We start from the raw sequence: 20,977 nt of genomic DNA, 5'->3' as shown, positions 1-20,977 counted from the left end.
CAGAGGCGATGAAATCGCGTCGTTGATTTTTGTGACCCCTCATCCACCCAGCGCACTTAACCGGGGGTCAATTTCGGCTCGGACGGCTCTATAAAGCAAGATTGTGCCCGATTTGCTGCAATATCGTGTTTTTGAGCATATGCCGCAAGTTTCGCCACAGATTATGACAAAGTTGTAATCTTGGTGCGGACAACGAGACGTTTTACGCGGTGAATGGGCCGACCTGTTTCCACATGAAAACAGCCGTCGATCGAGTCTTATGCCCTGTGAATGTGCACTTTTTGTTCTAGTTTCGGCCCGTTTCTTTTGCCTTTCGGGGTAGAATCATTACATTGGGCGGCATGACCATTGGACATGACGATATTCCCTTCTTTGACGAGGAGCCGGAGCACGTGGCGCCGCGCCGTTCCGCGCCGGCTGCCGGCAGCATTGGTGGCGGCATTGCGGCCCGCGCCATGGCAGCACGCGACAGCGGCCGCCGGCCCGATTATCTCTCAGGCCTCAATGCAGAACAGGCGGAAGCCGTGGAAACGCTCGACGGCCCCGTTCTGGTGCTTGCCGGCGCCGGCACAGGCAAGACGCGAGTGCTCACGACGCGCATCGCGCATATCCTGTCCACCAACCGCGCCTTCCCCAGCCAGATCCTCGCCGTGACCTTCACCAACAAGGCAGCCCGCGAGATGAAGGAGCGCATCGCGCTGCTGGTCGGCGGTGCAGTCGAAGGCATGCCCTGGCTCGGCACCTTCCACTCGATCGGAGTCAAGCTGTTGCGCCGCCATGCCGAGCTGGTCGGCCTCACCTCCAGCTTCACCATTCTCGATACCGACGATGTCGTCCGGCTGATCAAGCAACTGATCCAGGCCGAAGGGCTCGACGACAAGCGCTGGCCGGCCAAGCAATTTGCCAGCATGATCGACACATGGAAGAACAAGGGTCTGAGCCCCGCCGATATTCCGGAGGGTGACGCCCGCGCCTTTGCCAATGGCAAGGGCCGCGAGCTCTATGCCGCCTACCAGAACCGCCTGAAGACGCTGAACGCCTGCGACTTCGGCGACCTTTTGCTGCATCCGATCAATATGTTCCGGCAGAATCCTGATATCCTCAAGGATTATCACCAGCGCTTCCGCTACATCCTGGTCGATGAGTATCAGGACACTAACACGGCGCAATATATGTGGCTGCGCCTGCTGGCGCAGCGGCAGAAAGGCGAGCCGCAGAATGTCTGCTGCGTCGGTGACGACGACCAGTCGATCTATGGCTGGCGCGGCGCGGAGGTGGACAATATCCTCCGCTTCGAGAAGGATTTTCCGGGCGCCAAGGTCATCAAGCTCGAGCGGAACTATCGCTCCACAGAGCATATTCTCGGTGCCGCCGCGCATCTGATCGCCCATAATGAAGGCCGGCTCGGCAAGACACTGTTCACCGACCGCTCCGATCCGGACGACATCAAGGTGCAAGTGCACGCCTCCTGGGATTCCGAGGAGGAAGCGCGCGCCATCGGCGAAGAGATCGAGCAGCTCCAGCGCAACAAGCACAATCTCAACGACATCGCCATTCTCGTGCGCGCCTCCTTCCAGATGCGCGAGTTCGAAGATCGTTTCGTGACGCTCGGCCTGAACTATCGCGTCGTCGGCGGCCCGCGCTTCTACGAGCGCCTCGAAATCCGCGATGCCATGGCCTATTTCCGCCTCGTCTGCCAGCCGGCCGACGATCTCGCCTTCGAACGCATTATCAATACGCCAAAACGCGGTCTCGGCGACACTACTGTCCGTGCGTTGCATGATTACGCCCGCGTGCGCGATATCCCGATGCTGGCGGCAGCGGCTGACATCATCGAGACGGATGAGATGAAGCCGAAGGCGCGCAAGGCGCTGTTCGACGTCGTGCAATCCTTCCGCCGCTGGCAGGGCCTGCTCGAAAACACGCCGCATACTGAGCTTGCCGAGCAGATTCTCGAAGAGTCTGGCTATACGGACATGTGGAAGAACGACAAATCGGCAGAAGCGCCGGGACGTCTGGAAAACCTCAAGGAACTCATCCGCTCCATGGACAGCTTCGAATCCATGCGCGGCTTCCTTGAACACGTCGCCCTTGTTATGGATGCCGAGCAGAACGAAAATCTCGACGCCGTCTCCATCATGACGCTGCACTCCGCCAAGGGTCTGGAATTCGACACCGTGTTTCTGCCCGGTTGGGAGGAAGGCCTGTTTCCGCATCAGCGCTCACTCGACGAAAGCGGGCGCGCCGGCCTCGAGGAAGAGCGCCGCCTCGCCTATGTCGGCATCACCCGCGCCAAGCGCCGCTGCCACATCTGGTTCGTCTCCAACCGCCGCATCCACGGCCTATGGCAATCGACGATCCCCTCCCGCTTCCTTGACGAACTGCCGGAAACGCATGTTCAGGTCGCCGAAGTAGAGCAGTCCTATGGCGGATATGGCCGCGGCGGCTACGGCCAATCCCGCTTCGACAAGGCCGATCCCTTCGCCAACACCTATTCCACCCCCGGCTGGAAGCGCGCCCAGGCCAACCGCAACGATGCGACCCGCGACAACTGGGGCAGCCGCTCCGGCCACGCCGTCGAACGCATCGGTTACGGCGAAAGCGGTCCGAAAGTGCGCACCATCGACGGCGAGCTGGTGGCCAAATCCACCTCCTCCGAACCTTCCAAATTCGCCATCGGCGACCGCGTCTTCCACATCAAATTCGGCAACGGCAATGTGTCGGAGATCGAGGGCAATAAGCTAACGATCGAATTCGACCGCGCCGGGCAGAAGCGCGTGCTGGATGGGTTTGTGGAGAGGGTTTAATCGGCAAGGCTATCTGGTTTGGGACCAGAGGGTGGCCATCAACGGTTAGGCTGATTGTGGATATCCTTCCCACCCACACACTCCGTCATCCTCGGGCTTGACCCGAGGATCCACGCACAAGCGCTCCCATCGAATGCATCACTCACAAGCAAGCATGCAATGTAGATGTCGCTGCCGGCACGCACAGCGATCTAATTTGCATAAACATCAAGGCTTGTACTTGGATCCTCGGGTCAAGCCCGAGGATGACGGAGCGTGGGGTATAATAGGGTGGCAAACGCAAGCGCATTCTTTGCGAAGCAGCTCACCTCCCGCCAATAGCCTCTTGACGCCCATCCTCTCAGCTAGCATCATACACGCATGGGTGGATATACTTATATCATCACCAACCACAAACGCGGCACTTTATACATCGGCGTCACCGCCGATCTCGAGCGCCGCATCTACGAGCATCGTGAAGGCCTAACACCGGGCTTTGCTTGGAAATACGGATGCACACGGCTCGTCTGGTATGAAGACCACGCCGACATCGTTTCAGCCATACAACGCGAAAAATCGCTGAAACGCTGGTATCGCCAGTGGAAAATCGATCTGGTTGAAAAGACAAATCCGGATTGGCGCGATTTATACTACGAGCTCTGGTGAAGCCGTACGCTCTTCAATTCCCTGCGCATCCCGGTCCTTTAACCAAAGCCCAAATTCCTTCACCACAGCCACCACCTTCTCCAGCCGCCGCCCATCCTCCGTCAGCGAATATTCCACCTTCACGGGAATCGTCGGATAGACCGTCCGCCGGATCAGGCCCGCCTCCTCCAGCGCGCGCAGATCAAGCGTCAGCATCCTCTGCGAAATGCCAGGCATCAGCCGCCTCAGCTCGTTGAAACGCTGGGGTCCATCGACCAGATAAGACACAATCAGCAGCCGCCAGCGGCCGCCCAGCAAATGCATCGCTTCCTCGACGGAGCAGCCAGTTACAGTCTTTTTCATCGCACATACCTCATGCGCATGGCGGTATAATTTTTGTACCTAGATGTCAAACTTTTCCGTTCTTACTATTCTATACTACAGGGATTACATGGTTCCGCGCCAGTCTTTCCGAGCGAAAGCTGGCACCGGAAACACCATGGAGACCCTCGTGAAGCTCTACTATCTGCCCGCAAGCTGCTCACTCTCGCCCCATATCGTCATCAACGAACTTGGCCTGGACGTGGATCTGATCAAAGTCGACCACGCCAGCCACAAGACCGAAACGGGCCTCGATTTCTACGACATCAACCCGCACGGCTATGTCCCCCTGCTCGATCTCGGCGGCGGCAATCTTCTGCGGGAGGGACCGGCGATCGTGCAATATTTGGCCGACCTGAAACCTGAGGCTGGATTGGCACCAGCCGCCGGCACGATGGAGCGCTACAAGCTGCAGGAAATGCTCGGTTTCTTGTCCACGGAAATCCACAAGGGGTTCATTCCGCTTCTCTATGCGCGGCTTGCGGGAAACTACGTCGAGACCGCTAGGCCGAAGCTTGAAAAGCGATATCAATGGATCGACGCGCATCTCGCCGATCGTCCCTTCCTGATGGGCGACAGATTCACGGCTGCCGACGCTTATCTGTTTGCATTGACAGGATGGGGTCAGGCTCCGTGGTTGAAATCCTATTACAAAGCCGGCATCCATTTCGACGCGCTGCATAATCTCGAGGCTTGGTATGGCCGCGTGAGACAACGGGACGCCGTCCGGAAGTCCATCGCCGAGGAAGGATTAGCATTCGACTGAGCCCGCAACGGAGCGACGGGAAAGCCACTGCGAGACAGTCCCGGTCTCGCAGCGGCATCATTCGGTGTCGCGATTTGTGGCAAGAAACGATCCTTCTGCCGCAAAGGCTTCTACACCTCGCGCTGCTCTATCTCAGTTGCGTCCGCCATTTGCCCTGATGATCTGGCCGTTGATCCAGCCGCTCTGCGGCCCGGCCAGAAACGATACGATCTGAGCGATATCCTCAGGCAGCCCGAGACGCCCGAGCGGAATGTCGTTTATCAGCCGCTGGATCAGCGCCTCGGACCGCCCCTTGAACAGCAATTCGGTAGCGATCGGCCCTGGCGCGACCGCATTGACGGTGACGCCGCGCGGGCCGAGTTCCTTAGCAAGAATATGCGTCATCGCCTCCACCGCCGCTTTGGTCGCCGCATAGACGCCATTGCCGGGGGAATAGTGACCGATGATGCTCGTGGAAAGATTGATGATGCGGCCACCATCGCGCACCCGCTTCGCCCCTTCTCGCATCCCGTTGAAAGTGCCTGTCAGATTGACGGCGATTTGCTGCTGAAAATCCTCATCCGAGACCTCAGCCAGCGGCGAAAATTTGCTGATACCTGCATTGTTGACGAGCACATCGACCCTGCCGAACTCTGCTTCGGTGCGATCGAACAATGCCGTTATTGCCGCAGCGTCGCTAACATCGGCACGGATTGCAATCGCGCGACCGCCTGCCGCCGTAATGCCGGCAACAACATCGGAGGCCTCTCCGAAACTCGATGCGTAATTGACGACGGTCTGAAAGCCGTCTTCGGCAAGTTGCCTCGCAATGGCTGCCCCAATCCCTTTGGATGCGCCGGTTACGATCGCCGTTCTAATTTCGTTGGACATGCGTCAATCTCCTTGTCGTTCGCACACGCGCTCTCGACCATGCCTGGGAACTCAATCCCGGCATGTCGCTGAAACGCTTGTTTCGTTGGGTCGCGGACTGTAATATGAGCGATAATTCGCTTTTTGCTACTCGCATTCCAGGAACATGTCCGAAGGCCCTCTCCATAGCCGTGCCGCGCCGAGAAAAGCGCCAAGACAAGCCCGCTCGCTCGCAACAGTCGAGGCGATCGTGGAGGCTGCAGCTCGCATTTTGGAGGAGCACGGCCATGAGGCCTTCTCCACCAATGCCGTTGCGGAAAAGGCCGGCGTCAGTGTCGGCTCGCTCTATCAATATTTTCCGCGCAAGGATGCGTTGATCGGAGCCTTGATCCTGCGCGAGACTTCGCGTCTCGTCGCAGAGGCGGAAATTGCCGCCGACAAGCCCACGGGCAGCGAGGCCTTGTCGGCGCTCATCCTCCCTTGCGTCGAGCAGCAGCTTCGCCGGCCGGCGCTAGCCCGCTTGCTCGATTTCGAGGAAGCGCGCCTGCCGCTCGATGCCGCCACCGAAGCGGTCAAAAGGCGCTTCTTCGAGCTTACCCGCGCAACCCTGCTGCGGCCGGATCTGCCGCCGCAGGCCGATATCGATGTGGCGAGTCGCGACGTGGTCGCCATCATCAAGGGAATGGTGGATGCCGCCGGGGAGCATGGCGACCAGGATAGATACCAGCTGGCTCTGCGCGTGAAACGCGCCGTTCTCGGCTATTTGCACAGGCTCGACTGACGTCCGCAGACATTCCGCTCTTGCAAGTGATTGCATTGCAGCATTGCAAAATCCGCATGCCTAGCAAGCTACCAATAGCGGACCAATCGATTATATCGATTGAAGCGGCTTCGGGATTCTGCGTTTCCCGCGGTATCTCGGTAAGCCGCCGCCAGCTCTTCTTTCGGCCCGTTCGGGCTTTCGTCCGGCTCGAATCTCGAAGCCTGGCAACAACAAAAACCGAGGATAAAAAAGTGGCTGGCTCAGCAACAAGCTCTGCGCCCACCAGCGCGCGTGCATCCGCACACCAAGGCCAGGGCAATTACCAATTCGCGCTTATCGCACTCACCTCACTCTTTTTCATGTGGGGCTTCATTACTTGCCTGAACGATATTCTGGTCCCGCACCTGAAAAGCGTCTTTCAGCTCAATTACACGCAGGCAATGCTCATCCAGCTTTGCTTTTTCGGCGCATACTCCATCATATCGCTGCCTGCCGGCACGCTCGTGAAGCGCATCACCTATAAATGGGGCATCGTCGTCGGCCTTGCGATCGCGGCTGTCGGCTGCGCCCTGTTCATTCCTGCCGCCACGTATCGCGTCTACGCCCTTTTCTTGGGCGCACTTTTCGTGCTCGCCACCGGCATCACGATCCTGCAGGTTGCCGCAAACCCCTATGTCACCGTATTGGGACCTCCGGATACGGCCGCCAGCCGCCTGAACCTGACGCAGGCCTTCAACTCGCTCGGCACGACGATTGCCCCCTACTTCGGCGCGATGTTGATCCTGTCTGCCGCGACTGTTGCAGCGACCAACGCGACACCGGAACAGCTCGACGCCATGCGGCTTGCGGAAGCCGGCGCGGTCAAATTCCCCTATCTGCTCCTTGCCGCCGCTTTCCTGGTACTCGCGGCCGTCTTTGCGGCGCTTAAACTCCCGCAAGTCGAGGATGAGGAGACCATCGAGCCAATGCGCGGCGGCGGCTCTGCCTGGCAATACCGCCATCTCGTGCTCGGCGCTGTCGGCATCTTTGTTTATGTCGGTGCGGAAGTCAGCGTCGGCAGCTTCCTGGTCAACTTCCTGAGTCAGCCGGATATCGCTCATCTCTCCGAGGCCGATGCCGCCCATTACGTCTCCTATTTCTGGGGCGGCGCCATGGTCGGACGCTTCGTCGGCTCGGCAATCATGCGCCACATCGATGACGGCAAGGCGCTTGCCTTCAATGCTGTCGCCGCGATCATCCTCCTGCTGGTGACGGTGCTGACGACAGGCCATGTCGCCATGTGGGCCGTGCTGGCGATCGGCCTCTTCAACTCGATCATGTTCCCGACGATCTTCAGCCTGGCGCTGCACGGTCTCGGCAAATATACGAGCCAGGGCTCGGGCATTCTGTGCCTTGCCATTGTCGGCGGCGCGATCCTGCCTGTTATCCAGGGCGGCCTTGCCGATACGATCGGCATCCACCTGGCCTTCCTGATGCCGATCATCTGCTACGTCTACATTGCCTTCTATGGGCTCAAGGGCCACAAGCCGGCATAAGCCTTCACAAACCATCGCGCCTCGCCGCCTTCATCGGCGGGGCGCAAAGGGCTTGATCCGAAGCGCGCCACTTGACATCGTGCAGCGCAACAAAACGGAAGGACAGGTCTCATGAAAGCACTGCTGCTCATCGACATCCAGAACGGCTTCTGCCCTGGCGGCAACCTTCCAGTTCCAGAGGGACACCAGGTGGTGCCCGTCGCCAATAAGCTCATCGACAGCGGCCAATACGATCTCATCGTCGCCTCGCAGGACTGGCATCCGGCCGGTCACGGCAGCTTCGCTTCCACTCATCCAGGCAAAAAACCTTTTGAGATCGGCACACTGTCAGGCAAGCCGCAAATGATGTGGCCCGACCACTGCGTTCAGAATACGGAAGACGCAGCCTTCCATCCCGACCTCCATATGGCCGCCGTCGATTTCATTCAGCAAAAAGGCCAGAATCCCGCCGTCGACAGCTACTCCGCCTTCCGCGACAACGATCAGGCTGCCCTCACCGGACTGGCCGCCTATCTACGCAACAAAGGCGTCACCGAACTCGACCTTTGCGGGCTGGCAACCGATTATTGCGTCAAGTTCTCGGCGCTCGATGCCGTTGAAATGCTGCCCGGCGTCACAGTCCGCTTCATCGAAGATGCCAGCCGAGGCATCGATCCCGCCGGCGTCAAATCGGCCATTGACGAGATGCGAGCCCGCGGCGTCACCATTGCCCGCAGCAAGGACGCGCTTGCGTAAAATCGCGCGAAGCAAGCTAAACCTTCTCTAAATAAAATGGTGCAAGCTATGTCCCATCAATAAGATATCGGGATCTTTAGCGTGCAGTCGATTGTCATCAACGGGCGTTTTCTCGGCCAGCCTCTGTCCGGTGTACAGCGCTTTGCGCGCGAATTGACCCTCGCGCTCGATCGCAAGATCTCCTCAGGCGCGCTGCCTGCCTCCCTGAAAGGGGTGCGCTGGCGTTTGGCGGTGCCGCGCAATACGCCTGTCGATATGAGGCTTTCGGCGATAGAAATCGATAGTTTCGGTTCCGGCCCCGGCCATCTCTGGGAGCAAACAGCGCTGCTTTCACACTCGCGCGGCAGTCGGCTCATCGGCTTTGGCGGCAGCGGCCCACTTCTGCATCGCCGCCAGGCCGTCGTCATCCATGACGTGACGATCTTCCGCCATCCGCAGTCCTTCAAGCGCAGCTACCGCCTGCTGCATGGCGCCCTTGGAACCGTGCTGACGCGCACCGCCAAGATCGGCACCGTCTCCGAATTCTCGCGGCAGGAGCTCGCCTCGGTATTCCGGGTGCCATCAACCGGTATCGACGTCGTCTACAATGCCGTCGATCATTACGCCGCCATCGAACCGGATGAGGCCGTCATGCAGCGGCTTGGTCTGAAAACCAACGGCTTCTTCCTACTCGTCGGCACGATGAAGCCGAACAAGAACCTCGATTTCGCCATTCGCGCTTTCGAGGCGCTCAAGGATATCAATCAGAAGCTCGTGGTCGTCGGCGGCTCCGCACCGACCGTGTTCAAATCGGACAACCAGCAATCGAGCGACAGCATGCTCTTCCCCGGCAGGCTCGCCGATGCAGAAATCGCCGCCCTGGAGCGCCATGCCACAGCTTTCGTTTTCCCGAGCCTTTACGAAGGGTTCGGTATCCCGCCGCTGGAGGCGATGACCCAGGGCTGCCCGGTGCTCGCGGCCGATATTCCCGCCGTGCGTGAGGCGTCGGGCGATGCCGCGCTCTACTTCGATCCCTTCCGACAGGACGAACTTGTCTCCGCCATGCGGCGGATCGCGACGGACGAGACATTGCGCCAGGATCTGCGTCGACGCGGCCATGAGAACGTTACGCGCTTCTCCTGGGATGGCAGCGCAGATCGCGTCCTGTCCATTTTGGAAGATCTCTAAGAGATTTCAGGACCGGGACTGCGGCCGGAACATGGTGACGAAGTAGCTGTAGAGGCTGAGCAGGCAGAAGAGCGCGCCCCCGACAACGCCGATAGCCACAGATATCCAGAGCGAATAGCCAAAACCGGCAGTTGCCAGCACCGGCAGGGCCAGCCCAATACCCGACAGAACGACGGGCGGCCAGACGAAATCGAAGGCAAGAGACATCATCACCTTGACGCCGATCGTCATGGCACAAAGCGCGCCAATCATGCCGCCGGCCATGAGGGCAGCATCGCCGAAGGAACCGAGATAACCGCCGATGAGCGTGCCCGCATTCAGCAGCGCGCAATCCAGCGCCGCGAGCAGGAAGATCGTCAATAGCCGATGCTGCAGATGCGCCGGGGTGGGCATCATGTTGGCCGTCAGCGCGCGGCATGTCGCAAGGCCGATGACAAAGGGGGCGACGGCAAGAAACTCCTTGCGCAAACCGGCGGCAATGACCAATTGCCCGACCGGCTGCAGCAGCGCGAAAATGCCGGCGGCGGTCATCAGCGTCAAACCGGTCAGCAACGAGTAATATTCCCCAAGCTGCTTGGCAAAGGCAGGGGTCCGCCCATCGCGATCATAGGTCGTGACGACATCGGGATATTGAATGGCCTGCAGCGCAGAGACGATCAGGACGAAGGGTCTCTGCAGCAGATCAAGCGCCAGAAGTGCGCCGGCAGCGCCACCCGCTCCCAGCGTGGCCGTGAGAATCGATTTCAATCCCAACGGCGTCAACATGCCGATAATGGAGGCGCTCGCGGCAACGCTGCCATAGACGAAATGCTTGCGTACCAGCACCTTCTCGAACGAAGCCGCCTCGTGAAGACTGTTGCGGCTCAGAAAAGCGGCAAGGAGCCCATAGGCAAGATAGCCGGCCATCAGACCGATGACGGTGCATGTGAAAGTCGGAGCAACGGCAGCGCCCGCAAGCGTGCCGATTGTCAGAATCGTCGCGCGCGACCCCTGCAGCCGCGAGAAGACGCGAAATTCCTGACGGAAGCGCAGCATGGTGAGATGCAGGTCGCTCCCGCCCTGGAAGATCGCAACCAGGCCGCCAAGCACGGCAATCTCTGCCGAGACCGAAAAGAGGATCGAGACGGAAGCGGCGATCAGGCAGATTGCCGAGCATGCCGCGAATTCTACCGTCAGCGCCTTGCGCTCCAGTGCCTCGCTCCCTGGCCCTTGCCCCGGATAGAAGCGACTGCAGGCAAAGCGAACCCACTCGAAGCAGAGGATCGCTGCAAACTGGCTGATCGAGATGAACAGCGAATAGGCCGCATAGTCCGCCGGAGCCAGCAGATGTGCCACCGCGATCAGCAGCCCGAAAGCCACCGCCGCCTGATAGAAATATGCCGCCAACGCCACGATCTTTGCCATGGCGGCAGCTAACAGCAAAAGATTGAGGAAAGCACTAACCCCGGAAGGCAATTGCAGCATTCGGCAGCGCGATCGCGCTTGATGCGCCACGTTGCCAGCCGGCGGCCTTCCAGCGATGAAAACTTCCACGGTCGCACCACCGAGCAGTATCCACTATTACCTGCTCGCTTCTCCCCTCATCCAGTCGATCACCGTCTCAAGCGCTGCGGATTTGCGATAGCGCGGCCAGACGAGATAGAAGTCGGATGGACCGCTTAGCGACCCCTGGATAACCTGCGTCAGACGGCCTTCCACCATATCTCGCGCCACGAAATCGCGGTTGGCGAGGACGATTCCCTGCCCCGCAATGGCCGCTTCGATCGCATGCGATGTCTGGTTGAAGCTGATCCCTTTATAGGAGGCGTGGACTGCCCGCCCGAAATGCTTGTCGATAAATTCTGGCCAGGAATTATGGGCGTCATGGAGAAGCGCGTAGTCGGCGAGTTCTTCCGCCGTCTTCGGTGACTTTCGGTGATGCAGCAGCGTCGGGCTGCAAACGGCGATGATCTCTTGCTCGAAAAGCAGTTCGGTCGCCAACCCCGGCCCGAAAGGCGGTCGCCCATATCGAACGGCAAGATCCACTCCATCCGCTTGAAAGCCCGACATACGGTCCGTGGCGAGGATATGAAGATCGAGATCGGGATGACGAGCCGTAAAATCCGGCAGGCGCGGGATCAGCCATTTCGATGCGAATGTCGGCGTGGTGCTGATGGTGAGCCTTACGGGTTGCGGCTCGAGGTCGCTGGTCGCTTGAGCGATGATTTCGAAAGCGCGCCTGATATCGGCGATATAGCCCCGCCCCTCGCCCGTTAGCACCAAAGACCGCGGCATCCGCTCGAACAGCTTTACGCCTAGCTCCGCCTCCAGCCCTCTCACCTGTTGAGCCACCGCTCCTTGCGTAACCCCCAGCTCCTCGGCCGCCAGCTTGAAGCTGTGATGGCGTGCAGCCACTTCGAATGCCTTTAGGCCATTCAGAGAGGGAAGTTTACCGGGCGAACCATTCATGCGATAGTTTTTCTACTGGCAAACGGGAATTTATCTGCTTCGCTCTCGCGCGAGGGTAATGATATTTCATCGGTAGTTTCGAAGCAATCGGTTCCAGTGGAACGAGATGAAGGAGGAAGGACCCATGTCGATAGAAAAAGTGGCTGTGATCACTGCCGGCGGCAGCGGCATGGGCGCTGCAAGCGCTAGGCGCCTTGCGGCCGATGGCTTCCATGTCGCCATCCTCTCCTCCTCCGGAAAGGGTGAGGCGCTGGCTCAGGAGCTTGGCGGTATTGGCGTTACCGGCTCCAACCAATCTAACGACGATCTCAAGCGCCTGGTCGATGCGACGATGGAAAAATGGGCGCGCATCGATGTGCTCGTCAACAGCGCCGGCCACGGCCCGCGCGCCCCGCTCCTCGAGATTACCGACGAACAATGGCACACCGGCCTCGATGTCTATCTCATGAACGTCATCCGTCCGACACGCCTCATCGCCCCCATCATGCAGAAGCAGAAAACCGGCGCGATCATCAACATCTCCACGGCATGGGCATTCGAGCCATCGCCAATGTTCCCGACCTCGGGGGTATTCCGGGCTGGCCTTGCCTCCTATACGAAGATTTTCGCCGACACCTACGCCGCCGACAATGTGCGGATGAATAACGTCCTACCCGGCTGGATCGACAGCCTGCCGGCGACCGAAGAACGCCGCGACAGCGTGCCGATGCGGCGCTACGGCACCAGCGCAGAGATCGCCGCCACCGTCGCCTTCCTCGCCTCAGACGGCGCCGGCTACATCACCGGTCAGAATCTCAAGGTCGACGGCGGCCTGATGCGCTCGGTCTAGCTACGCAAGACAGCATTATCTCGCTTTCGCTCTCGCAGGCACCACTTGGGAGAGCGATTTTGTTTGGAGCGGGATAGCGGAGATTATATCGCCTTGGTTGGCCGGCCGCGAGCGAATTGCCTTTCTGCACTGCACACGTTAGAAGTCCCGGCAATTTTTAGGGATGGAAACGGGCAATGCGGAAACGAATTGCTTGGGGAGGAGTGCCACGATGGAGATCGTTCACACGATAGCCGCTCTACGCGAACGGCTTGGCGAACACCGCAAAGCCGGCAGGCGCATCGGCCTGGTGCCTACCATGGGCTACCTGCATGCCGGCCACATGGAACTCGTCTCCCGCGCCAAGGCCGAGAACGACGTCGTCGTCACCTCCATTTTCGTCAATCCGCTGCAGTTCGGCGCCAATGAGGATCTGGCGAAATATCCGCGCGATCTCGAACGCGACAGCGCCATGTTGCGCGATGCCGGCGTTGACTATCTCTTCGCACCTGGCGTCACGGATATGTATCCGCGTCCAATGCAAACAGTGGTCGATGTGCCGAAACTTGGCGCGGAGCTGGAAGGCGCGGTTCGCCCGGGCCATTTCGCCGGGGTTGCCACCGTCGTCACCAAGCTCTTCAATATCGTCCTGCCCGACAGCGCCTATTTCGGCGAGAAGGATTATCAGCAAGTAACGATCATCCGCCGCATGGTCGAGGATCTGGCCCAGCCCGTCCGGGTCGTACCGGTGCCGACCGTTCGCGATGCGGATGGCCTGGCCCTCTCCTCGCGCAATGTCTACCTGTCGAAGGAAGAGCGTGCCGCCGCGGTTATCGTTCCCAAGGCATTGGCGGAAGCCGAGCGACTATATGATCTCGGGGTGAATGACCCCGCCGCACTCGAAGAGGCGCTGCGCGCTTTCATCGAAAAGGAGCCGCTCGCGACCGTGGAAGTCGCCGCCGTTCGCCATCCTGAAACGCTGGAACCATTGAGCAAACTGCAGGGGCAGCCAATCCTCATTGCCTTGTTCGTCCGCATCGGTACCACTCGTCTGCTAGACAACCGGGTCATCGGCCGCAAGCCATCAAACAACGAAAAGGCCGCCTGAGATGAGCACTGTCGGACATGCCAAGCGCATAACGCCCGCCGCCATCGAGGCGATGAAGGGCACGCGCCCGATCGTCAGCCTGACGGCCTATACGACACCGATCGCCCGCCTGCTCGATCCGCATTGCGACCTGCTTCTCGTGGGCGATTCCCTCGGCATGGTACTCTACGGCATGGAAACGACCGTCGGCGTCACGCTGGAGATGATGATCGCCCACGGCAAGGCCGTCATGCGTGGCGCCAATCATGCCTGCGTTACCGTCGACCTGCCTTTCGGCTCCTATCAGGAATCGAAGGAGCAGGCATTCCGCAGTGCCGCGCGCATCCTGAAGGAAACCGGCTGCGATGGCGTGAAGCTGGAGGGTGGCGAGGAAATGGCTGAAACCGTGGCCTTCCTGACCTCTCGCGGTATTCCGGTCTTCGGCCATGTCGGCCTGATGCCGCAGCAGGTGAATACGACCGGCGGTTATCGCTCGCTTGGACGCTCGGACAAGGAAGCAGACAAGATCCGGCGTGACGCCAAGGCGATCTCGGACGCCGGCGCCTTCGCAATGGTGATAGAAGGCACGATCGAGCCGCTCGCCCGCGAGATTACCGCCGCCGTTGCCATTCCCACTATCGGCATTGGCGCATCTGCCGCCTGCGATGGCCAGATCCTCGTTTCCGACGACATGCTCGGCCTGTTCAACGATTTCAAGCCGCGCTTCGTCAAGCATTTCGCAGAGCTGGCGCCCATGATCTCGAAAGCGGCTGAAGCATATGCCGAGGAAGTGAAGGCCCGCACTTTCCCGGCTATTGAGCATACGTTTCAGCCAAAAAAGTGAACCGCCCTCAGCTCTTGGCCGGCTCCTTCTCCAAAAGATAGATCGCTTCGCCGAAATCCTCCATTTTGCTCATCAATGCCGCATGGGCATCCCGCAAGCCCTGATTGTAGTAGTAAGGCCCGATCTCTGCGGTGAAGAAATCGAGCAGGAATTCGGCTGGCAACGAGCCGAGCGTCTGATCCAGCTCGTCGGCGAAATAGCGCTGAAGGCGGGCGACCATGGCTGCCTTCTCCTCCTTCGCAAAAGTGATCTTCTTCATCTTTCCATCTCCCATTTTTGCGAGCGGCTCCAAGTGCTGGATCAAGGAAATCAATTGATCCATCAAGGAAATTCAATTGCTGGCTCTAAAGGCACGGCTTACACCTCCGGCCATTGAACAGCGCGGCAGCAAATGCGCAAGGGTGCAACCATCGTTGCTTCCATGCGGAATGCCCGCCCTCGACACGACATCTTGGCGAGAGCGCCGGATTTCCCACAAAGGACAAAGCGGACCATGAGTCGCGCGGAATTTCTTGAAGGCTTGAAGGGCGGCATTCCCGTCGGCCTCGCTGCTGCACCCTTTGGCGCCCTTTTCGGCGCGCTGGCGCGCGATCAGGGCATGTCCCTTGGCGAACTAACCCTGATGAGCAGTACCGTCTATGCCGGCGCCAGCCAAATGGTGGGCATCGACCTCTTCGGCCACAATGTTCAGGCTTGGCTCATCGTGCTGTCGATCCTCGCCGTGAACTTCCGCCATGTGCTCTATTCGGCGGCGATCGCTCGCTACATCAGGCACTTTTCCGCAGTGGAGAAATTCTTCACCTTCTTCCTGCTGGTCGATCCGCAATTTGCCGAGACGATCAAGCGCCATGAAAGCGGCAAGCCCGTAACCTTCGCCTGGTACATTGGCTTTGCGGCGGTAATCTATATTCCCTGGGTGGTGGTGAGCCTGATCGGCGGCCTTCTCGGCAGTTTCATCGGCGATCCCAAGGCCATCGGCCTCGACATTCTGCTGCCGGTCTATTTCCTCGGCATCGTCATGGGCTTCCGTACGCGCGACAACTTCCTGCCTGTCGTGGCGGTCAGTGCCGTAGCATCAGCCATCGCCCATCGCTATGTCGGCTCGCCCTGGCATGTCAGCATCGGCGCATTGGCAGGCGTCACGCTTGCGGCCTTGCTGCCGCCGGTGAAAGCGAACCGCAAACCCGATCTCGCGCACGAAAGTCACGAGGTCTGACCATGTTCGATTTCAATTCGCATATGGTTCTGCTGATTGCGGCTGCAGCGGTGGTGACCTTCCTGACGCGCATCGGCGGCTATATCCTGATCGTCAAAATGACCCGCATTCCACCGCGTGTCGAAGCCGCGCTGAATGCCGTGCCCGCCGCCGTACTCACGACCCTCGTCGCACCCGCCTTCTTCATCGGTGGCTGGGACACGAAGGTGGCAATGTTTGCCGCCCTTCTCGTCGGCCTGCGCTATCCATCGACCTATATGCTGGTCGCCGGATGGATCGTTGTCATGGCATGGCGCCATTCCATAGGCGCTTGAGACGGACCCCATCCCTTTCGAGATCGGATGAGGTCCATATTTCTCAATGGCTGAGCTTTCTCAATGGCTGAGCGCGAGCGTGGCATTTTCCAGCCACGCCCGTACATCATGATCATGGATCAGCGGCATCAGCGCTTCGCGCGTCCGGGCGTGATACTCGTTCAGCCAATGCAGCTCCTCGTGTGTCAGCAGCTCGACGAGAACCAGACTGCGGTCGATCGGGCAAAAGGTCAAAGTCTCAAAGCCGAGCATCGGCATGTCACCACCCTCGATCTCCTCCGGCTCACGAATATAGATCAGGTTTTCGATGCGAATGCCGAAGTGACCAGGACGATAATAGCCGGGTTCATTGGACAGGATCATGCCAGGAAGCAACTCCTGCACGGCAAGGCGCGCAATGCGCTGCGGGCCTTCATGGACGGAGAGATAGGAACCGACACCGTGACCCGTGCCATGCGCGAAATCGACGCCCGCCTTCCAGAGCGCGATCCGCGCCAGCGGATCGAGATCGCAGCCGCGCGTACCCTTCGGGAAACGCGCCGTGCTGATGGCGATCATTCCCTTCAGGACCAGCGTGAAGAGACGCTTGTGCTCTTCCGACACGGCACCGATGCCAACGGTGCGGGTGATGTCGGTGGTGCCGTTGATATATTGCGCGCCTGAATCGATGAGGAACAACTCGCCTGCCTGGATCAGCCGGTCACTCGCCGTCGTCACGCGGTAATGCATGATGGCCGCGTGCTCGCCGGCACCGGAGATCGTATCGAAGGAGATGTCCTTGAGCGGGTTCTGCATGCTTTCGCCGACGCGGGTACGGCAGGCTTCCAGCCTTTCTGCCGCGGCGATTTCGGTTACCGTTCCCGGCTTGCTCGTCTCCAGCCAATAAAGGAATTCGACCATCGCAGCCCCATCCTGCAGGTGCGCCGCGGCCGATCCGTTGATTTCGGCGGCATTCTTGCAGGCACGTGGCAGCTTGGCGGGATCACTGCCCTCGACGACCTCTCCACCTTCACGACGAATGATATCGGTCAAGGCATAGGAAGCGAGATCCGGGTCCACCAGTATGCGCCCGCCATTCGCAGCCGCAGCGGCCAGGCGCTTGGTAAGTTCGGAAGGCGGCAGCTGCTTGCAGATCTGCGTGAGATAGGCTTCGGCCTCGACCTTGGTCTTGCGCTTGTCGAGGAAGAGCGCCGCTTCTCCTTCGGCATAGATGATGGCGCGAGCCAGAGGATGCGGCGTATGCGGCACGTCGCTGCCGCGGATATTGAAGATCCATGCGACGGAAGACGGGTCGGTAATCAGCGCCGCCTTGAGATTCTTTTCCTTCAGGCCGCTTGCAATCGTTGCAAGCTTGTCCTTGGCGAGGATGCCGGCCTGAGCGATGTCCTGAATGATCACATTGCCCAGCGGCTCGGCCGGCCGGTCCGTCCAGAGCCTGTCGAGCGGATTATGGGGCAGGAAGACGAGCTTGCCGTCGATCTCAGCCAGCGCCTTTTCCAGCCGGCGCACTTCCGCACCCGTATGCAGCCATGGATCGATACCGAGCCGGAAGCCCTTCTTCGCATGACGCGGCAGCCAGACATGCGGCGGCTCATTCACCAGATCGCCACCGGTGAAAACGCTGCGGTCCACCTGTTCGGCAAGCTGCGTCACATACCGGCCATCCACAAAGACCACGGCCTGGGAGTGTGTGATAAGCGCAACACCCGCCGATCCTGTGAAGCCCGTAAGCCATGCGAGACGCTCTGAGCATTTAGGCACATACTCGCCTTGATACTCGTCGGCCCGCGGCACCAGGAAGCCGTCAATGCCGAGATCGCCAAAGGCAGCGCGCAAACCGGCGACACGCTCGCGACCGAATTGCGGGGTGGAAGTGACGTCGAAAGACTGAAACATGAGCTGATCCGAGACTGGTGGAGATTCCGTGAAACTGAATATTGCCAGTATGTTAGAGCATCACAATCGGAAGTGCGACGTGATTTTCGATCCCTGGGACGATATGCGTGATTACAGGCACATCTCACCACATAAGAGCAGTCTATCCCAACTGCGGCCGTTAACGAATCCGCCCATTTCGTGAGCATGCCAGTTCGAATATGACAACTTCACGGCACGAAACATGCATATCATGCATAGCTCCCATGAAGCTTCCCCCCTGCCACGTCGGCGGGCGAGTCGCTATATCCGCCGCATCAAACGGGTTCACGAAGAACCAGCTCAAAACCAAGGACTTATGACAATGCCTATCTCTCGCTCCGCATATGTTAGCCCGGCGCTGGCTGGCGAGCGTCGCACCGTACGCCACTCCGTCGGCTCGCTTCGTCAGCTCGAAGTCGAAACCGCAAAGGCAATCGGCGCCAGCCGCGGCGGTCGCCGTTAAGAAGTTTACGATCTACGCGTTCGAAGTCGATCGCAATCCGGTTCTCCTCCTCCCTCTCGGATTGTGATCAGAACGCTTAGAGCCCGCTTGAGCACTCCTCCTCCACACGCTCGCGGGCAAGATCGGTGAAAACCGATCTGAAGGCGGTGCCTCGGCACCGCCTTTTTTATTTGCGATTGTTGATGCGGGAAGTGACCGGCTTAGGGCCGGTCGAGATGGATGGTGACCCAGCCGTTGCGCCAGATCGTGCGCACATGGCGCAGGTGGGCGCCGTTATAGGCGGCGAGAACCTTCCACCGCTGCTCGGCAAGGATACCCGACAGGATGACCGAACCGCCCGGTGCCAGATGCGCCACGAGCTGCGGCGCCATCTTGATGAGCGGGCGCGCCAGAATATTGGCGATGATCAGGTCGAACGGCCCATGGCGGGAAAAGGCCGTGGAATGGAATCCCGGCGCCGTCTCCAGCGTGACACCCGAGGCGATGCCGTTGCTGCGGACATTTTCCTTCGCGACGCGGACGGCGATCGGGTCGATATCAGTTGCCAGAACCGGAATGTTGCGCAGCTTGCGCACGGCGATCGCCAGCACCCCGCTGCCCGTACCGAGATCGAGCGCATTGCGCACGCGGCGGCTCGCAACAACCTTTCCGATCGTCTCCAGGCAGCCCGCAGTCGTCCCATGGTGACCGGTGCCGAAGGCCTGCCCGGCTTCGATTTCGATGGCGATGTCACTAGGCCCGACCTTGTCGCGATCATGCGAACCGTGCACGAGGAAACGGCCTGCACGCACCGGCTTCAATCCTTCCAGCGACTTGGCGATCCAATCGATATCGGGAAGCACTTCCTTTTGAATGACGAGATCAGCAAAGGCAGGCTTCAGGAGCGCTTCGAAACGTCCGCGGACCCCATCCTCATCTGCGGCATAGAGATAGATCGACGCTTCCCAGACATCGTTCTTTTCATCGATCTCCGTCGTTGCGATCGGCAATTCTTCGTCTTCGAACACCGGCGTCATCAGGTCCAGAACCTGACCGGCCTTCTTCTCGGTCGTCGTCACATAAAGGCGGATTTCACTCAACTCGTCGCTCTTTCTCGTTCTTATTCAGCCCAGTCGATCCAGGGCGGTTTCGGCGTGTCATAGCCGGCCACACCCCAAAGCAATTGCCGGCGGACCGGGCCAAAGCGCAGCAATAGCGGCGCAAGGAAATTACGCGCCGCAACTGCCAGCGGGCTTTGCATCGTCACCAATCGCGTCAAGCCATAGGTCTGTTTCAAAACCTGCTTCACGGCGGGAACTCTCAAGGCCGAATACTCCTGTTCGCGGCCTTCCGCAATGAGCCAGGCAAGCCAGCAGGCATCTTCGATGCCGAGATTCATACCGCGAGCGCCGGCCGGCGAATGGATATGCGCGGCGTCGCCGGCAAGAAAGACATTGCCCTTGGCCATCGGCTCGACATGCCGAAAGTGGATGCGAAACTGCGAGGCCCATGTCTTTTCGGCAATGGCGGCCGGATGAGCGATGCGGCTTTCGAAATCCTCCAGCGTCGAGATATAGCGAATGATGTCGGTCGTAACAGGCAGGCGCCCGACCATGCCAGGATCGAAGAGCGATATCTCGGCAAAATGCGTGTCGACCGGCTCCGCATAGCGAAAATCGGCAAGATAGAAATAAGCCTCCAGCGCCTCGCCCGGGAAGCCGGCACCTAATGCCTTGCGCACTGCCGAATGGGCGCCGTCGGCGCCGATCAATATGTCAGGCCGCACCGTTTCCGACGTGCCATCTGCACTCCGCAGCGTGAGCTCCGGCTTTTGAGGGTCCGATATGACCTCCGCAATCACTGTCGTCTGCCATTCAGGCGCGATGCCGTAGGCCGAAAGCGCCTCCATCAGCTCACGCTCCGTACTTCCCTGCGGCAAGGCACAAACAGCGCTGAAGCGACCTTTCACCTCTCGTGTATCTAGCCGGATCAGAATCTTCCTATTCGAGCGGACCCGAAACTGCTCGATCGGCTGTGCGGCGGCGATGATGCGCTCCGCAACACCGGAAGGAGATAGCAGCGTCAGCGTGCGGGCGTTGACGCCGAGCGCCCGGCTTTCCTGCAGCGGCGTCGGACCTGTGCCGTCATCGACGATACGCGGCGAGAAGCCGCGACTGGCGAGCTCAAGGGCGGCGGCAAGGCCGACCGGCCCAGCTCCTGCGATCAGGATGGATCTGGATTTTCCCTGTCCACCAGTCCCCTCGCCCATGCAGG

General features: G+C 59.7%; 21 protein-coding genes. 13 read left to right on the top strand and 8 right to left on the bottom strand.

What is annotated here, in order from left to right:
* The first annotated feature begins 341 nt into the window (after window positions 1-341).
* Both GDN47_RS04490 and GDN47_RS04485 read left to right on the top strand, forming a co-directional pair.
* Complete coding sequence (locus GDN47_RS04490) at window positions 342-2,807, top strand: ATP-dependent helicase (protein ID WP_152092663.1); 2,466 nt, start codon at window positions 342-344, stop codon at window positions 2,805-2,807.
* Window positions 2,808-3,167: 360 nt separating this feature from the next.
* Window positions 3,168-3,452: a GIY-YIG nuclease family protein gene (locus tag GDN47_RS04485; RefSeq protein ID WP_113332939.1), complete on the top strand. Its 285-nt coding sequence runs from the start codon at window positions 3,168-3,170 to the stop codon at window positions 3,450-3,452.
* Here the strand turns inward: GDN47_RS04485 and GDN47_RS04480 are convergent.
* The gene (locus tag GDN47_RS04480; RefSeq protein ID WP_113332938.1) at window positions 3,432-3,794 is read right to left on the bottom strand and encodes a winged helix-turn-helix transcriptional regulator; all 363 of its coding nucleotides are present in this window, start codon (window positions 3,792-3,794) and stop codon (window positions 3,432-3,434) included. The genes GDN47_RS04485 and GDN47_RS04480 overlap by 21 nt on opposite strands.
* Window positions 3,795-3,942: 148 nt before the next feature.
* Between GDN47_RS04480 and GDN47_RS04475 the strand changes: the two genes are divergently transcribed.
* Window positions 3,943-4,578, top strand: coding sequence for a glutathione binding-like protein (locus GDN47_RS04475; RefSeq protein WP_113333134.1), 636 nt, complete (start codon window positions 3,943-3,945; stop codon window positions 4,576-4,578).
* Between the two features lie 132 nt (window positions 4,579-4,710).
* On the opposite strand, the gene GDN47_RS04470 is transcribed toward GDN47_RS04475, so the two are convergent.
* Window positions 4,711-5,448, bottom strand: a complete 738-nt coding sequence (locus GDN47_RS04470) for an SDR family oxidoreductase (RefSeq protein WP_113332937.1) — start codon at window positions 5,446-5,448, stop codon at window positions 4,711-4,713.
* A gap of 229 nt (window positions 5,449-5,677) precedes the next feature.
* On the opposite strand from GDN47_RS04470, the gene GDN47_RS04465 reads away from it, so the two are divergent.
* The 4 genes from GDN47_RS04465 (at window position 5,678) to GDN47_RS04450 (ending at window position 9,627) form a co-directional block, all read left to right on the top strand.
* The gene (locus GDN47_RS04465) at window positions 5,678-6,208 is read left to right on the top strand and encodes a TetR/AcrR family transcriptional regulator (RefSeq protein WP_233789756.1); all 531 of its coding nucleotides are present in this window, start codon (window positions 5,678-5,680) and stop codon (window positions 6,206-6,208) included.
* A 233-nt stretch (window positions 6,209-6,441) separates the two neighbouring features.
* The gene (locus GDN47_RS04460; protein ID WP_152092662.1) at window positions 6,442-7,725 is read left to right on the top strand and encodes a sugar MFS transporter; all 1,284 of its coding nucleotides are present in this window, start codon (window positions 6,442-6,444) and stop codon (window positions 7,723-7,725) included.
* 111 nt (window positions 7,726-7,836) lie between these two features.
* Window positions 7,837-8,460 (top strand): bifunctional nicotinamidase/pyrazinamidase, encoded by a 624-nt coding sequence (pncA, locus tag GDN47_RS04455; RefSeq protein WP_152092661.1) that lies wholly within the window; start codon window positions 7,837-7,839, stop codon window positions 8,458-8,460.
* Window positions 8,461-8,541: 81 nt separating this feature from the next.
* Window positions 8,542-9,627: a glycosyltransferase family 4 protein gene (locus GDN47_RS04450; RefSeq protein WP_145632625.1), complete on the top strand. Its 1,086-nt coding sequence runs from the start codon at window positions 8,542-8,544 to the stop codon at window positions 9,625-9,627.
* Window positions 9,628-9,633: 6 nt separating this feature from the next.
* Here GDN47_RS04450 and GDN47_RS04445 read toward each other — a convergent pair whose 3' ends face one another.
* Window positions 9,634-11,031, bottom strand: coding sequence for a hypothetical protein (locus GDN47_RS04445; protein ID WP_152092660.1), 1,398 nt, complete (start codon window positions 11,029-11,031; stop codon window positions 9,634-9,636).
* 156 nt (window positions 11,032-11,187) lie between these two features.
* The gene (gene gcvA / locus GDN47_RS04440) at window positions 11,188-12,075 is read right to left on the bottom strand and encodes a transcriptional regulator GcvA (protein WP_145632619.1); all 888 of its coding nucleotides are present in this window, start codon (window positions 12,073-12,075) and stop codon (window positions 11,188-11,190) included.
* Between the two features lie 124 nt (window positions 12,076-12,199).
* On the opposite strand from gcvA, the gene GDN47_RS04435 reads away from it, so the two are divergent.
* From GDN47_RS04435 to panB, 3 genes are all read left to right on the top strand, one after another.
* Window positions 12,200-12,904 carry an SDR family oxidoreductase gene (locus tag GDN47_RS04435; RefSeq protein WP_152092659.1) on the top strand — a complete coding sequence of 235 codons (705 nt, stop codon included), beginning with the start codon at window positions 12,200-12,202 and terminating at the stop codon, window positions 12,902-12,904.
* A gap of 211 nt (window positions 12,905-13,115) precedes the next feature.
* Window positions 13,116-13,991, top strand: coding sequence for a pantoate--beta-alanine ligase (gene panC / locus GDN47_RS04430; protein WP_113332930.1), 876 nt, complete (start codon window positions 13,116-13,118; stop codon window positions 13,989-13,991).
* Window position 13,992: 1 nt separating this feature from the next.
* Entirely contained in the window at window positions 13,993-14,814 is an 822-nt protein-coding gene (gene panB, locus GDN47_RS04425; RefSeq protein ID WP_152092658.1) for a 3-methyl-2-oxobutanoate hydroxymethyltransferase, read from the top strand.
* 7 nt (window positions 14,815-14,821) lie between these two features.
* Here the strand turns inward: panB and GDN47_RS04420 are convergent, their stop codons facing one another.
* Window positions 14,822-15,073, bottom strand: a complete 252-nt coding sequence (locus tag GDN47_RS04420; protein ID WP_145316753.1) for a DUF2164 domain-containing protein — start codon at window positions 15,071-15,073, stop codon at window positions 14,822-14,824.
* A gap of 234 nt (window positions 15,074-15,307) precedes the next feature.
* On the opposite strand from GDN47_RS04420, the gene GDN47_RS04415 reads away from it, so the two are divergent.
* Both GDN47_RS04415 and GDN47_RS04410 read left to right on the top strand, forming a co-directional pair.
* A complete protein-coding gene (locus tag GDN47_RS04415) occupies window positions 15,308-16,030 on the top strand; it encodes an AzlC family ABC transporter permease (protein ID WP_152092657.1) in 723 nt (240 codons plus the stop codon).
* Between the two features lie 2 nt (window positions 16,031-16,032).
* Complete coding sequence (locus tag GDN47_RS04410; RefSeq protein ID WP_113390616.1) at window positions 16,033-16,344, top strand: AzlD family protein; 312 nt, start codon at window positions 16,033-16,035, stop codon at window positions 16,342-16,344.
* A 60-nt stretch (window positions 16,345-16,404) separates the two neighbouring features.
* Here the strand turns inward: GDN47_RS04410 and GDN47_RS04405 are convergent, their stop codons facing one another.
* Window positions 16,405-18,240 (bottom strand): aminopeptidase P family protein, encoded by a 1,836-nt coding sequence (locus GDN47_RS04405; protein ID WP_152092656.1) that lies wholly within the window; start codon window positions 18,238-18,240, stop codon window positions 16,405-16,407.
* A gap of 343 nt (window positions 18,241-18,583) precedes the next feature.
* On the opposite strand from GDN47_RS04405, the gene GDN47_RS31900 reads away from it, so the two are divergent.
* Window positions 18,584-18,724, top strand: coding sequence for a hypothetical protein (locus tag GDN47_RS31900; protein WP_162711788.1), 141 nt, complete (start codon window positions 18,584-18,586; stop codon window positions 18,722-18,724).
* Window positions 18,725-18,924: 200 nt separating this feature from the next.
* On the opposite strand, the gene GDN47_RS04400 is transcribed toward GDN47_RS31900, so the two are convergent.
* On the bottom strand, window positions 18,925-19,803 hold the full coding sequence (locus tag GDN47_RS04400) for a 50S ribosomal protein L11 methyltransferase (RefSeq protein WP_152092655.1): 879 nt from the start codon (window positions 19,801-19,803) through the stop codon (window positions 18,925-18,927).
* 20 nt (window positions 19,804-19,823) lie between these two features.
* Complete coding sequence (locus tag GDN47_RS04395) at window positions 19,824-20,972, bottom strand: FAD-dependent oxidoreductase (protein WP_152092654.1); 1,149 nt, start codon at window positions 20,970-20,972, stop codon at window positions 19,824-19,826.
* Window positions 20,973-20,977 lie beyond the last annotated feature (5 nt).

It is taken from the genome of Martinezella dioscoreae (assembly GCF_009176305.1).
GTDB lineage: Bacteria > Pseudomonadota > Alphaproteobacteria > Rhizobiales > Rhizobiaceae > Rhizobium > Rhizobium dioscoreae.
Note: the sequence above shows the minus strand (reverse complement) of the source record. Positions and strands in the feature narration are given on the sequence as shown.